Annotated in this window: 15 protein-coding genes and 2 tRNA genes; 16 read left to right on the top strand and 1 reads right to left on the bottom strand. The window is 52.8% G+C overall.

The window, feature by feature from the left end; all coding sequences use genetic code 11:
- The first annotated feature begins 116 nt into the window (after positions 1–116).
- From lon to AAC086_RS12350, 4 genes are all read left to right on the top strand, one after another.
- A complete protein-coding gene (gene lon, locus AAC086_RS12365) occupies positions 117–2,528 on the top strand; it encodes an endopeptidase La (RefSeq protein WP_339778975.1) in 2,412 nt (803 codons plus the stop codon).
- A 263-nt stretch (positions 2,529–2,791) separates the two neighbouring features.
- Positions 2,792–3,064 (top strand): HU family DNA-binding protein, encoded by a 273-nt coding sequence (locus AAC086_RS12360; RefSeq protein ID WP_230233664.1) that lies wholly within the window; start codon positions 2,792–2,794, stop codon positions 3,062–3,064.
- Between the two features lie 108 nt (positions 3,065–3,172).
- Positions 3,173–3,249 (top strand) — tRNA-Val (locus tag AAC086_RS12355).
- Positions 3,250–3,384: 135 nt separating this feature from the next.
- Positions 3,385–4,122, top strand: a complete 738-nt coding sequence (locus AAC086_RS12350) for a hypothetical protein (RefSeq protein ID WP_339778974.1) — start codon at positions 3,385–3,387, stop codon at positions 4,120–4,122.
- A gap of 186 nt (positions 4,123–4,308) precedes the next feature.
- Here the strand turns inward: AAC086_RS12350 and fliG are convergent, their stop codons facing one another.
- On the bottom strand, positions 4,309–5,328 hold the full coding sequence (gene fliG / locus AAC086_RS12345) for a flagellar motor switch protein FliG (RefSeq protein WP_339778973.1): 1,020 nt from the start codon (positions 5,326–5,328) through the stop codon (positions 4,309–4,311).
- Between the two features lie 298 nt (positions 5,329–5,626).
- On the opposite strand from fliG, the gene AAC086_RS12340 reads away from it, so the two are divergent.
- From AAC086_RS12340 to nuoK, 12 genes are all read left to right on the top strand, one after another.
- Positions 5,627–5,703, top strand: a tRNA-Asp gene (locus AAC086_RS12340).
- A 277-nt stretch (positions 5,704–5,980) separates the two neighbouring features.
- Positions 5,981–6,346 carry an NADH-quinone oxidoreductase subunit A gene (locus AAC086_RS12335; protein WP_339778972.1) on the top strand — a complete coding sequence of 122 codons (366 nt, stop codon included), beginning with the start codon at positions 5,981–5,983 and terminating at the stop codon, positions 6,344–6,346.
- Positions 6,337–6,879, top strand: coding sequence for an NADH-quinone oxidoreductase subunit B family protein (locus AAC086_RS12330; RefSeq protein WP_339778971.1), 543 nt, complete (start codon positions 6,337–6,339; stop codon positions 6,877–6,879). The genes AAC086_RS12335 and AAC086_RS12330 overlap by 10 nt, the downstream gene beginning before the upstream one ends.
- A 20-nt stretch (positions 6,880–6,899) precedes the next feature.
- Positions 6,900–7,529 (top strand): NADH-quinone oxidoreductase subunit C, encoded by a 630-nt coding sequence (locus AAC086_RS12325; protein WP_339778970.1) that lies wholly within the window; start codon positions 6,900–6,902, stop codon positions 7,527–7,529.
- Complete coding sequence (locus AAC086_RS12320) at positions 7,529–8,707, top strand: NADH-quinone oxidoreductase subunit D (protein ID WP_339778969.1); 1,179 nt, start codon at positions 7,529–7,531, stop codon at positions 8,705–8,707. The genes AAC086_RS12325 and AAC086_RS12320 overlap by 1 nt, the downstream gene beginning before the upstream one ends.
- Complete coding sequence (gene nuoE, locus AAC086_RS12315; RefSeq protein WP_339778968.1) at positions 8,704–9,366, top strand: NADH-quinone oxidoreductase subunit NuoE; 663 nt, start codon at positions 8,704–8,706, stop codon at positions 9,364–9,366. The genes AAC086_RS12320 and nuoE overlap by 4 nt, the downstream gene beginning before the upstream one ends.
- Position 9,367: 1 nt before the next feature.
- A complete protein-coding gene (gene nuoF / locus AAC086_RS12310; protein WP_339778967.1) occupies positions 9,368–10,648 on the top strand; it encodes an NADH-quinone oxidoreductase subunit NuoF in 1,281 nt (426 codons plus the stop codon).
- Between the two features lie 27 nt (positions 10,649–10,675).
- Positions 10,676–12,736, top strand: coding sequence for an NADH-quinone oxidoreductase subunit NuoG (gene nuoG, locus AAC086_RS12305; protein ID WP_339778966.1), 2,061 nt, complete (start codon positions 10,676–10,678; stop codon positions 12,734–12,736).
- A gap of 90 nt (positions 12,737–12,826) precedes the next feature.
- Positions 12,827–13,840 carry an NADH-quinone oxidoreductase subunit NuoH gene (gene nuoH / locus AAC086_RS12300; RefSeq protein WP_339778965.1) on the top strand — a complete coding sequence of 338 codons (1,014 nt, stop codon included), beginning with the start codon at positions 12,827–12,829 and terminating at the stop codon, positions 13,838–13,840.
- 31 nt (positions 13,841–13,871) lie between these two features.
- Positions 13,872–14,360 (top strand): NADH-quinone oxidoreductase subunit NuoI, encoded by a 489-nt coding sequence (gene nuoI / locus AAC086_RS12295; RefSeq protein ID WP_339778964.1) that lies wholly within the window; start codon positions 13,872–13,874, stop codon positions 14,358–14,360.
- An 80-nt stretch (positions 14,361–14,440) separates the two neighbouring features.
- Entirely contained in the window at positions 14,441–15,049 is a 609-nt protein-coding gene (locus tag AAC086_RS12290; RefSeq protein WP_339778963.1) for an NADH-quinone oxidoreductase subunit J, read from the top strand.
- Positions 15,049–15,357, top strand: a complete 309-nt coding sequence (nuoK, locus tag AAC086_RS12285; protein ID WP_022732390.1) for an NADH-quinone oxidoreductase subunit NuoK — start codon at positions 15,049–15,051, stop codon at positions 15,355–15,357. Before AAC086_RS12290 ends, nuoK begins: the two co-directional genes overlap by 1 nt.
- Positions 15,358–15,365 lie beyond the last annotated feature (8 nt).

Raw genomic sequence — 15,365 nt, 5'->3', positions numbered from 1 at the left:
GCGGGCACTATTGCAGCGCGGCAATAACGTCTTATCTATTGAGTATGTTCGCGTTGCTTTCGGGGCCTATTGCAGGACCGAGGTAACGTTTTGGCTCAAAATAGGGAATAGAACACATGGTCGAACTGGCACATGCTGATATCTACCCGGTCTTGCCGTTGCGCGACATTGTCGTGTTTCCGCATATGATCGTTCCGTTGTTTGTCGGCCGTGAAAAATCGGTTCGCGCACTTGAAGATGTGATGCGCGAAGACAAACAAATTCTTCTTGTTACCCAGAAAGACGCCGGTCTGGATGATCCTTCGGTAGATGATCTGTACCGGGTTGGCACCGTTGCGTCTGTATTGCAGTTGTTGAAGCTGCCAGACGGCACGGTAAAAGTTCTGGTTGAAGGCGGCAAACGCGCCCAGATTTCGGGTTTTGTCGATAATGCCGAATTTTTCCAGGCTTATGGTAGCATTCGCGATGAAGATGACGAAGATGAAAGCGAGCTTGAGGCCCTTTCACGGTCGGTCGTCACGCAGTTTGAGCAATATATCAAGCTGAACAAAAAGATTCCGCCTGAAGTGCTGGTGTCGGTCAACCAGATCGAAGAACCGGCCAAGCTGGCTGATACGGTTGCATCGCATCTTGCACTCAAGATTTCAGAAAAACAGGAACTGTTGGAAACCGGCTCGATTGCGGCCCGGCTTGAGCGGATTTTTGGCTTTATGGAATCTGAAATTGGCGTGTTGCAGGTTGAAAAGAAAATCCGCAACCGCGTCAAACGTCAGATGGAAAAAACCCAGCGCGAATATTATCTGAACGAGCAACTTAAAGCCATTCAGAAGGAACTGGGCGAGGGCGAAGACGGCAAGGATGAGGCATCCGAGCTGGAAGATAAGCTCAATAAAGCTAAAATGCCGAAGGAAGCCAAGGAAAAGGCCCAGGCGGAGCTTAAGAAGCTGCGCAACATGAGCCCGATGTCTGCCGAGGCAACGGTGGTGCGTAACTATCTCGACTGGATGGTTTCCATTCCGTGGAATAAGCGCACCAAAGTTTCACATGACTTGAAACAGGCCAAAAAAGTTCTCGATCAGGAACATTACGGTCTGGAGAAGGTCAAGGAACATATCCTTGAATATCTTGCTGTTCAGGCCCGTATCAAAAAAGTTAAAGGCCCGATTCTGTGTCTGGTTGGCCCTCCCGGTGTTGGTAAAACCTCGCTTGGGAAATCTATGGCCAATGCGACCGGTCGTAACTTTATTCGCATGTCGCTGGGCGGTGTGCGCGATGAATCGGAAATTCGGGGTCATCGTCGGACCTATATCGGCTCGATGCCAGGCAAGATCATTCAGGGGATGAAGAAAGCAAAGTCTTCCAATCCTTTGTTCTTGCTTGATGAAATCGAGAAGATGGGCTCCGATTTCCGCGGTGATCCGGCGTCGGCTCTGCTTGAAGTGCTGGACCCTGAACAGAACTCGACCTTCAATGATCATTATCTTGAAGTCGACTATGATTTATCTGACGTGATGTTTGTGACCACGGCCAACAGCCTGCGGATGCAGCAGCCATTGCTGGACCGTATGGAGATCATCCGGATTTCGGGTTATACCGAAGATGAAAAGGTCGAAATCGCGAAACGCCACCTGATCCCCAAGCAGGTTGAAGCCAACGGTTTGAAGAAATCCGAATGGAGCATTTCGGATGAGGCCCTTCGCGATCTGATTCGCTATTACACCCGCGAAGCCGGTGTGCGTAGCCTTGAACGTGAACTGGCCCGTTTGGCCCGTAAGGCAACCAAGCGGATATTGATCGAAGGGTTGAAAACCGTCCGGGTGACACCGCGGACCCTGCCTAAATATGCCGGGATTCGTAAATTCCATTACGGTGAAACCGAAGGCGAAGACCAGGTTGGTGTTGTCACGGGCCTTGCCTATACGGAATTTGGCGGAGATTTGCTGCAAATCGAAGCCGTTACTGTGCCTGGCAAGGGCAACATGAAGACGACAGGCAAGCTCGGCGATGTCATGACAGAATCGATCCAGGCTGCGACATCTTTTGTCCGGTCGCGGGCGACGCAGTTTGGCATCAAACCCAGCTTGTTCCAGAAGCGCGATATTCACGTTCACGTGCCCGAAGGTGCGACACCAAAAGATGGCCCGTCAGCCGGTGTTGGCATGGTGACTTCTGTGGTGTCGATTCTGACCAGCAATCCGGTTCGCAAGGATGTTGCAATGACGGGCGAGATCACCTTGCGCGGGCGTGTACTTGCAATTGGTGGCCTGAAGGAAAAATTACTGGCTGCCATGCGGGGCGGTGTCAAAACGGTTCTTATTCCCAAAGATAATGAAAAGGACCTCGAAGACATTCCCGATAATGTGAAGCGCAATATGCGAATCATTCCGGTGTCTCATGTTGACGAGGTTTTGCATCATGCCTTGGTCAATCCGCTGGTGCCGATTGAGTGGGATGAAGAATCTGACAATGTGACGGTGAAGCCTAAAGAGGGCGAGGAATCGGAGATCGGTGGCGTTACAACCCACTGATCAACCGCAAAATCCGGGACTTTTGAGCAGGGACAGCATGGCTGTCCCTGCTTTTTTGTGGATAACTTTGCCCGGAATCGCTCAAGGCCAAAAGGGCTGCGCCTGTAAAGCCGAAAAAACAGCAAAAAAACTGCTGAAACGGCAGAAAACTGCGTCTCTCCGATTGACGGCATGTTGTCGACCTGCTTACATTGCGCCTGTAACAGGTTTGGGGCAAACCAAATTTCCTTATAACTCCGAACGTCCAATAAGGGGGCCAGGAAGTGAATAAAAACGATCTCGTTGGAAGTGTCGCTGCAAAAGCTGATCTGTCAAAAGCAGACGCTGCCAAAGCCGTTGATGCTGTATTCGATTCCATTACCGATTCTTTGAAATCAGGCGATGAAGTTCGTCTGGTTGGTTTCGGAACATTCGCCGTTGCTGCGCGTGCAGCTTCCAAAGGTCGCAATCCGCGTACCGGCGAAGAAATCGATATTCCGGCTTCTAAGCAGCCGAAATTCAAGGCTGGCAAAGGCCTTAAGGACTCCGTCAATTAATTTTGACTGTCTTTGAAAAAAAGTGCCGGTGACAGCGTCACCGGCATTGCAATTTAAAAAAAGCATGCTATGTTCCGCTCGCTTCCGCAAAACGGGGCACACAAAAAAGGGTGATTAGCTCAGCTGGTTAGAGCATCTCGTTTACACCGAGAGGGTCGGGAGTTCGAATCTCTCATCACCCACCATGATAAAGGCGCCCGAGCAGGGCGCCTTTATCTTTTGCGCAATCAACGAATTGCGACACAGATTTTTCCCGGGCCAAAATCCGCAATCACGATTTCCATGTTCTTGTCACTGTTTCGCATAATAGGGGCTGGTGCATGTATTGGCAGTCTGCAATCATCTTTCAGACCATCGTTGTTCCTGCTGTCAAATTGGGTTTGTTAATGTCGCTGCTTCTGTCGTTCTTATCATCTGCCACAAACATGTTTCGAGCCTTCGGGTTCCATGTATTCGCTGTTTGGCGGCGATATTTTACGGCTGGGCTGCTTCTGACGTCTCTTGCGGTGCTACAGAGCTGTTATTTGCCAGAGCAATTCGTGGCGGATTTGGAGCTGTCGCGCAATGGCGACTATCATTTTACCTATAAGGGGCAGTTGCGCCATGCCATGCTGGCCAAGGACCTGCTGGAAGGCAAAGTTAGCCCGGCAGATGAAAAACAGCGCGCAGCGCAGATTTTAGACGATCTTGAACGTGATACCGCTTTTGGGCCGTCGAGTTACGCCGGGCGGGGCGTGTTTAATGTCAGTTATGATCGCCGTGGTAATATTATGCAGGAAAGAACATTTAACTTTGTGCGCCGAAACTCCCGAATCCTGCAAATGCTCTATCACGAGAGAAGTCAGACAGTTGAAGTGCGCGGCGGTTCGGTGCCTGTGCAATATCTCGATACTTTATCGGCGATGGGATATGTGCCTAACGGAACGATCACTGTCCGAACCAATGTTCATGTTCGACGCGACAATGCCGGCACCCGCAACACGGTTGATGATGAAACGACTCTAGAATGGGTCATTAACAAACTTGGCGAACCTGCGCTTATTTTGATCCTTGGCTGATACCGCGCCGGATCGCATATCATGCTGTTGATGCGCATGGCATTAACGCCGGAAAATTCCGGGTAGGGGCGGCGGGGCAGGCGGCACGACCAGCCCTTAAACACCTTTTATGCAATTTCGGCGCATAAAAAACCCGCCAGACCCCATGGTTGGCGGGTTTTGTCATCGTTATACAGCGCTGTTTGGTTAATAAACCATTTCGTCTTCGCCGCCGCCTTCCGAGATCACGATCTGGCCTTGCGATGCCAGTTCCTTTGCCAGTTGCACAATCATCATCTGGCATTCTTCGACGTCGGCAAGGCGAACCGGACCCAGCGCATCCATATCTTCGCGCATCATCTTGCCAGCACGTTCGGACATATTTTTGAAGAACAGGTCCCGCATGGCATCGGTCGATCCCTTGAGCGCAAGGGCGAGCTTGTCTTTTTCCACCTGGCGGAGCAGGGACTGAACGCCGTTATTGTCAAGACGGGCGAGATCTTCAAAGGTGAACATCAGAGCCTTGATCTTTTCGGCAGAGTCGCGGTTACGTTCTTCAAGGGCGGTCAGGAAGCGATCCTGACTTTGGCGATCAAGGCTGTTGAAAATATCGGCCATCAGCTCGTGATTGTCCCCACGAGATCCGCGCGCCAGGTTCGACATAAATTCGGTGCGCAGCGTTTTTTCGATATTATCAAGAACCTCTTTCTGGACGGCTTCCATGCGCAGCATTCGCATGATGACTTCCATCGAGAAATTTTCTGGCAACAGCGACAATACAGCCGCCGAGTGCGTTGATTTCAGTTTTGAGAGAACAACGCCAACTGTCTGCGGGTATTCGTTTTTCAGGTAATTTGCGAGGACGGCCTCGTTCACGTTGTTGAGCTTGTCCCACATGGTGCGACCGGCCGGGCCGCGGATTTCTTCCATGATATTGTTAACGCGGTCTTCCGGCAGAACTTTTGTCAGCAACCGTTCCGTCGTATCGAACGAGCCGACAAGCGACCCGGTCGAGGACAGTTGGTCTGCAAATTCGACAAAAAGACGCTCTACGATGTTGGAACTGATGGTTCCAAGACTGGACATCGTTTGCGAGATTTCCTTGATTTCTTCGTCATCCATCAATGCGAACATCTTGGAGGCGTGTTCTTCCCCCAGTGCCAGCATCAGGATCGCCGCTTTTTCCTGTCCAGAAAGCGACCGGTATTCTTCTTTAACGCGCCCCACGTAAAGCCCACTCCGTCAGCAATTCCAGATCCGGTTCAAAATAACCTATCCACGTGAAGGATACGTTACGACCAGTGATTAATTCTATAAGGCCTAAGTGCGTGTATGGAAAGACCTCTAGCATGCCGCACTGCCAGACAAATTGACATAACAGGGCGTCCTGCGCAAAAAAACGCTGAAGTTTTTCGTTAAAGGCGATCAGCTTGCGCCAAAATCACGACACAGTTGAAAGCGTTGCTATCAGCTTGACTTCGCTTGGGGGCTGGTCTAACAAGAGCACGCCAATGGATGGTCGTTTGGGGGCGTAGCTCAGTTGGTTAGAGCGCCGGCCTGTCACGCCGGAGGTCGCGGGTTCAAGTCCCGTCGCTCCCGCCAATCCGATTATCGTCTGTTTTCTTTCTTGGGCGCTGCGTCTTTCCTGCCCGTGCTCCTTTTGCTGCTCCGCAACAATCTGGACTGCGTTCGCGACGTTCGGCTGACCTGAAATTGACTGCAGATGGCAAAAAAGTTTAGAAAAGTGTCAGGCTTGGCGAGGTGGCAACACATTTCCGGGGCTGGTACTTGTGTGGTGCATACGTTACTGTGTGCACTTACGGGCTAGGTGGGGACCTGGTCGGGTTCTGGTTAGACCTGTTCTTGAGAGGTCAGAGAGATGCAAGAGCTTCTTTCGGAATATCTTCCGATCCTGATTTTCATCGGGATTGCCGTCGGCCTGTCGGCGGTTATCATCATCGCTTCGCTGGTTCTGGCCAAGCAGGCCCCGGATGCTGAAAAGCTGTCTGCCTATGAGTGCGGCTTTTCTCCATTCGAAGATGCTCGCATCAAGTTTGATGTTCGCTTCTACCTGGTCGCAATCTTGTTCATCATTTTCGATCTGGAAGTTGCCTTCCTGTTTCCGTGGGCGGTGACGCTTGGCGAAATCGGAACATTCGGCTTCCTGTCGATGGTTGTTTTCCTGGCAGTGCTGACAGTCGGCTTTGTCTATGAATGGAAGAAGGGAGCTCTGGAATGGGAGTGAGCACCAATACAGGCGCCCCTTTGGCCCCTGGTCACGATCAGGATGCGTTGCTTAAGGGCGTGTTTGACGAGATGAATGACAAGGGCTTTGTCCTTGCCAGTCTCGATAAACTCGCAACCTGGGCCAGCACCGGGTCGATGTGGCCAATGACCTTTGGTTTGGCCTGTTGTGCTGTTGAAATGATGCATGCGGCTGCGGCGCGTTATGACATGGACCGTTACGGTGTTGTGTTTCGCCCCAGCCCGCGTCAGTCAGACGTCATGATTGTTGCCGGTACGTTGACCAACAAGATGGCACCGGCATTGCGCAAGGTTTACGACCAGATGGCCGAACCGCGCTGGGTTATCTCGATGGGCTCGTGCGCCAATGGCGGCGGGTATTATCACTATTCCTATTCGGTGGTGCGCGGTTGTGACCGTGTTGTTCCGGTTGACATTTATGTCCCCGGTTGTCCGCCGACAGCCGAGGCGCTGATTTACGGTATTTTGCAGTTGCAAAAGAAAATCCGCCGTACCGGTGTCCTGTCACGCTGATCCGAGAGTAGGGGGCTAGCATGAGCGAATTGCTCAGCGATAACAGCGTCGCGCTGAAAGATCTGAAAGATCTTTTAAAGGCGCATTTTGGCGCAGATGTTATTGATACGGCGTACCGCTATGGCGAGTTAACCGTCGTCGTTAAACGCGAATCAATTACGAATGTTCTGACATTCCTGCGTGATGACGCGGGTTGTCTTTTCAAGCAGCTTATCGATATCTGCGGGGTTGATTACCCGGAACGCACCGAGCGTTTTGAGGTTGTCTACCACCTGTTGTCGCTCAAGCATAACCTGCGCATCCGCGTCAAGGTTACCACGGACGAAGAAACACCGGTTCCGACTGCGGTTGGCGTGTTTAATGCCGCCAACTGGTTCGAGCGCGAAACCTGGGATATGTATGGCGTGTTTTTCGCCGGTCACCCTGATCCGCGCCGCATCCTGACCGATTACGGTTTCGAAGGCCATCCGCTGCGCAAAGATTTCCCGCTGACAGGCTATGTTGAAGTTCGTTATGACGACGAGCAGAAACGCGTCGTCTACGAGCCGGTGAAACTGGTGCAGGATTTCCGTAACTTTGATTTCGAAAGCCCATGGGAAGGGATGCAAAGCATTCTTCCGGGCGACGAAAAGGCGGAGGGCAACGCCTGATGTCCGAACAAAAAATTAAAAACATGACCCTTAATTTCGGCCCGCAGCACCCTGCGGCGCACGGGGTTTTGCGACTTGTTCTTGAAATGGACGGCGAAGTTATCGAGCGTGCCGATCCGCATATCGGGCTGCTGCATCGCGGCACCGAAAAGCTGATCGAATATAAGACCTACATGCAGGCAACACCATACTTTGATCGCCTTGACTATGTTGCGCCGATGAATCAGGAGCACGCCTTCTGTCTGGCAATTGAAAAGCTGATGGGGGTCGAGGTTCCGAAACGCGCACAGTATATCCGTGTTCTTTACGCGGAAATCGGGCGTATTTTGAACCACATTCTGAACCTGACCACGTTCGCTCTTGACGTCGGGGCCATGACGCCGCTGCTGTGGGGATTCGAAGAACGTGAAAAACTCATGGAATTCTATGAGCGGGTTTGCGGCGCGCGTCTTCACGCAAACTATTTCCGCCCGGGTGGCGTTGCGGCAGATTTGCCAGCAGGCCTGCTCGAGGATATTTCAGCCTGGGTTGATCAGTTCCCGAAATTCGTCAAAGACTTTGACCGGGTTCTGACGGGCAACCGTATCTTCAAGCAGCGTGCTGTGGGTATTGGTGCGGTGAGCGCGGAAGAAGCATTTGACTGGGGCTTTACCGGGCCGAACATTCGTGCATCGGGTATTGCCTGGGATTTACGTAAATCCCAGCCTTACGATTCGTACGAAGATTTTGATTTCGACATTCCGGTTGGCAAACACGGCGACGTCTATGACCGTTACCTGGTCCGTTTCGAAGAAATGAACCAGTCCTTGCGGATCATGCGCCAGGTTATCGACAAGATGCCTGACGGGCCGGTGATTGTTCAAAATAACAAAGTGGCCCCGCCTGCACGCGCCGATATGAAGCGTTCGATGGAAGCCCTTATTCATCACTTCAAGCTGTTTACCGAAGGCTTCCACGTTCCGGCTGGCGAATGCTATGCCGCGGTTGAAGCGCCCAAAGGCGAATTTGGCGTGTTCCTGGTGTCGGACGGATCAAACCGTCCGTATCGCTGCAAAATTCGCGCCCCGGGATTTGCCCACCTGCAAGGCATGGATTTCATGTCGAAGGGTCATATGTTGGCGGACGTTGTCGCCAATATCGGTTCGCTTGACATTGTTTTCGGTGAGATTGACCGATGAGCCATTTAAGAAGACCAGCTCCCCGCGAGCTTCAGCCGACCAGTTTCGCGTTTACACCCGAAAACATGGAAAAGGCGAAAAAGATCATCGCCAAATATCCGGAAGGTCGCCAACAAAGCGCAACCATGCCGCTTCTCGATCTGGCCCAGCGTCAGACCGAAGGCAACTGGGTGCCGACCGTTGCCATGGATTATATTGCCGACATGCTCGATATGCCGGCAATCCGGGTCTATGAAGTTGCAACCTTCTACACCATGTATAATCTCGCGCCTGTCGGGCAGAACTTTATTCAGGTGTGTACCACAACGCCGTGCTGGCTGCGTGGATCGTCGGACGTTGTTAAGATGTGCAAGGATGAACTTGGGATCGGTATCGGTGAAACCACCGCAGACGGCAAGTTTACCCTGATCGAAGTCGAATGCCTTGGCGCCTGTGTCAATGCCCCGATGATGCAGATTAACGACGACTATTACGAAGATCTGACCGGTGAAACCACCAAGAGCATCCTTGATACGCTCAAACGTGGTGAAAAACCCAAAGTGGGGCCGCAAAGCGGTCGTCGCGGGTGTGAGCCGATTGATGGTCCCAAGGTTCTGAAAGCATTCTGTGGCTGCGGTGCCGCAGATCAGGCTGCTGAACCCAAAGACGGGGAGGCCTGATATGTTGCAAGACAAGGATCGCATTTTTACCAATCTCTATGGTTTCCAGGATTTTGGTCTGAAAGCGGCGCAAGGGCGTGGAAATTGGGACGGTACGAAGGGACTGCTCGACAAGGGGCAGGACTGGATTATCGACGAAATGAAGGCATCGGGTATGCGCGGCCGTGGCGGCGCAGGCTTCCCGACCGGTCTGAAATGGTCGTTTATGCCCAAGGAGTCGGACGGTCGCCCGCATTACCTGGTTGTGAATGCCGACGAAGGCGAGCCGGGCACCTGCAAAGACCGCGAAATTATGCGTAACGACCCGCACACCCTGGTAGAAGGGTGCCTGTTGGCCAGTTTTGCGATGCGGGCCCATGCGGCTTATATTTATATTCGCGGTGAGTTTTACCACGAAGCATCCAACCTGCAGCGCGCCATTGACGAAGCCTATGACGCGGGCCTGATTGGCAAAAATGCCTGCGGTTCGGGTTGGGACTTTGACCTGTATTTGCATCTTGGTGCGGGTGCTTATATTTGCGGTGAAGAAACGGCCCTGATCGAAAGCCTTGAAGGCAAAAAAGGTCAGCCCCGTCTGAAGCCGCCATTTCCGGCCAATGCCGGTCTGTATGGGTGCCCGACCACGGTGAACAATGTCGAATCGATCGCGGCTGTTCCCGAAATTTTGCGGCGTGGCGGCGCATGGTTTTCCAGTTTTGGCCGTGAAAAGAACCACGGTACGAAACTGTTTGCCATTTCCGGCCATGTCGAAAAGCCCTGCACCGTTGAAGAAGCCATGGGCATTCCGCTGCGCGAACTGATTGAGCGTCATTGTGGTGGTGTTCGTGGCGGTTGGGACAATTTGCTGGCGGTTATTCCTGGCGGCTCATCTGTTCCGGTTCTGACCAAGGATGTCTGCGATGATGTCCTGATGGATTTCGACGCACTGCGTGAAGTTGGGTCGGGGCTTGGCACTGCGGCTGTTATCGTGATGGACAAGTCAACGGACATTGTTTACGCGATCGCGCGCCTTTCCGAATTTTACAAACATGAAAGTTGTGGTCAGTGTACCCCGTGCCGTGAAGGTACGGGCTGGATGATGCGCATGATGCAGCGCATGGTTCGCGGCGAGGCCACACTCGATGAAATCGACCTTTTGTGGGACGTGACCAAACAGGTCGAAGGCCACACCATTTGTGCGCTTGGGGATGCCGCCGCATGGCCGATCCAGGGTTTGATCCGCAATTTCCGTCCCGAAATGGAACGGCGGATCAAGGAATATCGCGCACGGATCGCGGCCTGAGAGAGGCCTGTTGAGAGGGATTGAGACATGCCGAAACTGACAGTTGACGGTATCGAAGTCGAAGTAGAAGCCGGAGCGACAGTTCTTCAGGCTTGTGAAGAAGCGGGAAAGGAAATTCCCCGTTTCTGTTATCACGAGCGCCTGTCGATTGCCGGTAACTGCCGCATGTGCCTGGTGGAAATGGAACGTGCGCCGAAGCCGGTTGCGTCCTGTGCCATGCCTGCGGCTGATGGAATGGTCATTAAAACGGATTCCGACCTTGTTAAAAAGGCACGCAATGGCGTGATGGAATTTCTGCTGATTAACCATCCGTTAGATTGCCCGATTTGCGACCAGGGCGGCGAATGTGACCTTCAGGACCAGGCAATGGCCTATGGTTTTGATTCTTCGCGTTACACGGAAAAGAAACGTGCGGTTAAGGACAAGGAACTGGGGCCGATCGTGAAAACGGTCATGACCCGTTGTATCCATTGCACCCGTTGTGTTCGTTTCTCTGAAGAAGTCGCCGGTGTAGGCACCATGGGGGCGGTTTACCGTGGCGAAGATACCGAGGTCGGACCTTACATTGAAGCGTCGATCAATTCGGAGCTTTCGGGAAACCTGATTGATTTGTGCCCGGTGGGTGCTTTGACCTCGAAACCCTATGCGTTTACGGCGCGTCCTTGGGAATTGAAGAAAACCGATAGCGTCGATGTGATGGACGCGGTCGGTTCAAATATTCGCATTGATAGCCGTGGGTCCGAAGTTCTGCGTGTTCTGCCGCGCCTGAACGAAGACGTGAACGAAGAGTGGATTTCGGATAAAACGCGCTACGCCATTGATGGTCTGAAACGTCAACGCCTTGACCGTCCTTATGTTCGTGTGAACGGCAAACTGGCAGCTGCCAGCTGGGACGAAGCTTTTGCTGCGATCAAGGCGACGGTTTCCGGGCTTGATGGTAAAAAGATTGCGGCGCTTGCCGGGGATACCGTCGATTGCGAATCCATGACCGCATTGAAGGACTTGATGGGCAAACTTGGCACATCAAACCTTGATTGCCGTCAGGATGGCGCGAAGATTGGCGGGCCTCGCGCGTCCTATATCTTTAATTCGACCATTGCCGGGATCGAAGAAGCGGATGCCTGCCTGATCGTGGGGGCCAATCTTCGGGCCGAAGCGCCGATTATCAATTCTCGCTTACGCAAACGCTGGCGCATGACGGCGGGTGATTTCCGTCTTGCCCTAATTGGCGAGAATTGGGACCCGACCTTCAAACATGATTATCTTGGTGCCGGTCCGGAAACGCTGACCGAAATCCTGGATGGTAAAAATGACTTTGCCAAAGTTCTCGAATCGGCCGCCAAACCCATGATTATTCTGGGTATGGGGGCGTTGAGTCGCGAAGATGGCGATGCTGTTTTGGCAACCGCCCGTGCGATTGCCGATAAATACGGCATGGTGAGTGGCGAGTGGAACGGCTTTAACGTTTTGCATACCGCAGCGGCCCGGGTTGGCGGCCTTGATCTTGGCTTTGTGCCGGGCGAGGGCGGCCTGTCGACCACCGAGATTCTCGATGGTGCGGCCAAGGGTGATGTTGAATTCGTTTATCTGCTTGGTGCCGATGAACTCGACATGTCCAAGCTTTCCAAGGCTTTCGTGGTTTATCAGGGGTGCCTTGGTGATGCCGGTGCCCAGGTCGCCGATGTTATTCTTCCCGGTGCGGCCTACACTGAAAAGAACGGGACCTACGTTAATACCGAAGGTCGTGTGCAATATGGTTGGCGCGCAGTATTCCCGGTTGGGGATGCCCGCGAAGACTGGAAGATCGTTCGTGCGCTGTCAGCCAGCCTTGGCCTGACCTTGCCTTATGATAACATTGAAGCAGTTCGGACCCGCATGGTTGAAATCAACGATGTCTTCGGCGCTGTTAATGTTCCGCGTAAAGCGGCATGGGGCGATTTCGGGAAGGCGGGTGTGATGAAGTCGGAAGGCTTTGCTTCGCCGGTTCGCAATTTTTACATGACCGACCCGATCAGCCGGGCATCGGTGACGATGGCAAAATGTACTGAAGCCTTCGTCAAGGATGCGGCTGCCGGAAAGGTTGCCTGAGTTCGGGAACGGGCGGCGGGGAACCGTCGCCTTCTCTCGCTAGGGGGTGTCCCGATGACGGGACCAAACGCAAAAGATACGGTTTGACCGATGGAACTTCTTTGGGACGGATATATTCAGCCAGGAATTTGGATCGTCGCTAAAATCTTGGTGATCGTGCTTCCCTTGCTGATTGCTGTTGCCTATCTCACCTATGCAGAACGCAAGGTGATTGGCGCGATGCAAATGCGCAAAGGCCCGAACGTTGTTGGGCCTTTCGGCCTGTTGCAGCCACTGGCGGACGGCCTGAAGCTGTTTTTGAAGGAAACGGTCATTCCGACCAGTGCCAACAAGGCGGTGTTTCTTATTGCACCGATGTTGACCTTCATTCTCGCCCTTATTGCCTGGGCCGTGATCCCGTTTGGCGAAGGACTGGTGGTTTCCAACCTTAATGTTGGCATTCTTTACCTGTTCGCTATTTCGTCACTGGGTGTCTATGGCATCGTGATGGCCGGGTGGGCTTCAAACTCCAAATACGCTTTTCTGGGTGCGTTGCGCTCAGCTGCGCAGATGGTGTCGTATGAAATTTCGATCGGCTTGATCATTATTTCGGTTCTGTTGACCACCGGGTCGCTGAACCTTTCCGACATTGTTCATGCGCAGTCTGGCGGTATCTGGCACTGGAACTTCATCTATCATCTGCCGATGTTCGTGATTTTCATTGTGTCGATCCTTGCGGAAACAAACCGCGCCCCGTTTGACCTTCCTGAAGCGGAAGCCGAACTGGTGTCGGGTTATAACGTTGATTATTCGGCGATGACCTTTGCGCTGTTTTTCCTCGGCGAATACGCCAACATGATTTTGATGAGCGCGCTTTGCGCAACCCTGTTCCTGGGCGGGTGGCAGGCGCCGTTGCCATTCCTGGATTTCATTCCCGGTCCGTTGTGGCTCATCATCAAGATCTGTATGGTTCTGTTCATTTTCCTCTGGGTACGTGCGACTTTCCCGCGTTATCGCTATGACCAGCTGATGCGTCTGGGCTGGAAGATTTTCCTGCCGCTGTCATTTGCATGGGTCATGCTGGTTGCCACGTTCCTGGTCGTTTTCGACAAAATCCCGGCCTGATCGCCGCGCATCGGCAAGAGAGAGGTAAACGATGTCATTTATAGATCGGACGGCCCGGAGTTTCCTGCTGGTGGAACTACTTTCCGGTATGGCGCTCACCTTCAAATATATGTTCAAGCCGAAGGTGACGCTGAATTATCCGTATGAAAAAGGTCCGCTAAGCCCGCGTTTCCGTGGCGAACATGCCTTGCGCCGTTATCCGAATGGAGAAGAGCGCTGCATCGCATGCAAGTTGTGCGAAGCCATCTGTCCGGCACAGGCGATCACCATCGAGGTGGAGCCCCGCGTGGACGGGTCTCGTCGTACAACGCGTTACGACATTGATATGACGAAATGCATCTATTGCGGTTTCTGCGAGGAAGCCTGCCCGGTGGATGCAATCGTTGAAGGTCCGAACTTTGAGTTCGCAACCGAAAACCGCGAGGAGCTTCTCTATGATAAAGACAAGCTTCTTGAAAATGGCGAGCGTTGGGAAGCCGAGCTTGCTGCACGATTGGAGGCAGACGCACCTTATCGGTAAGTGTCGCGTCTGATCGTTTGGAAAAAGTTCATGGATCGCCTTCCGCCGCTTGCGGATGCGTTTCGCCAAGGGGGTACCTTATGGTCGTACAGGCTTTGGCTTTTTATCTGTTTGCCATTATCGCAGTTATCTCTGCCGCCATGGTGGTAACTGTTCGCAACCCGGTTCATTCGGTGTTGTTTCTTATTCTGACGTTTTTCAACGCTGCCGGGCTGTTTGTCCTGTTGGGCGCTGAATTTCTCGCCATGCTTCTGGTTGTTGTCTATGTCGGCGCAATCGCAGTTCTGTTCATGTTCGTCGTCATGATGCTCGACATTAACTTTGTCGAAATGCGTGAAGGCTTTCTGAGCTATCTGCCGATTGGTGTTCTGGTTGCTGCCGTGTTGTTTGTTGAACTGGCCTTTGTTGGTGGCGGTTGGGTTATGACGGATGCCAAAATGGCGGCCATTGCCCAGCCGGTTCCGGTCGGGGTCAACAATGTCAATGCGCTCGGTTTGCTGCTTTATACCGACTACGCCTATATCTTCCAGGCTGCCGGTCTGGTGTTGTTGACAGCAATGATCGGCGCAATCGTTCTGACCCTGCGTCATCGTGAAGGTGTCCGTCGCCAGAATATTTCCCAGCAGGTCCAGCGCCAGCGCGCCGAGACCCTTGAAATCAAAAAAGTACCGGTCGGTAGGGGGATCTGATGGAAATCGGACTTGCTCATTACCTGACTGTCGCCGCCATCCTGTTTACCCTTGGGATTTTCGGTATCTTTATGAACCGGAAGAACGTCATCATCATCATGATGTCGATCGAACTGATGCTGCTGGCAGTCAATATTAACTTTGTCGCTTTTTCGTCCTTTCTGGGCGATCTGGTCGGCCAGGTTTTCACCATCTTTGTCTTGACGGTCGCGGCAGCAGAAGCTGCGATTGGCCTTGCGATCCTGGTGGTTTATTTCCGTAACCGTGGCACGATCGCGGTTGAAGACATCAACATGATGAAGGGGTAAGGCACAGA

Origin of the sequence: uncultured Thalassospira sp. (assembly GCF_963976115.1) — a bacterium.
In the GTDB taxonomy this organism is placed as follows: domain Bacteria; phylum Pseudomonadota; class Alphaproteobacteria; order Rhodospirillales; family Thalassospiraceae; genus Thalassospira.
This window is presented reverse-complemented; position numbering and strand designations above follow the sequence as displayed.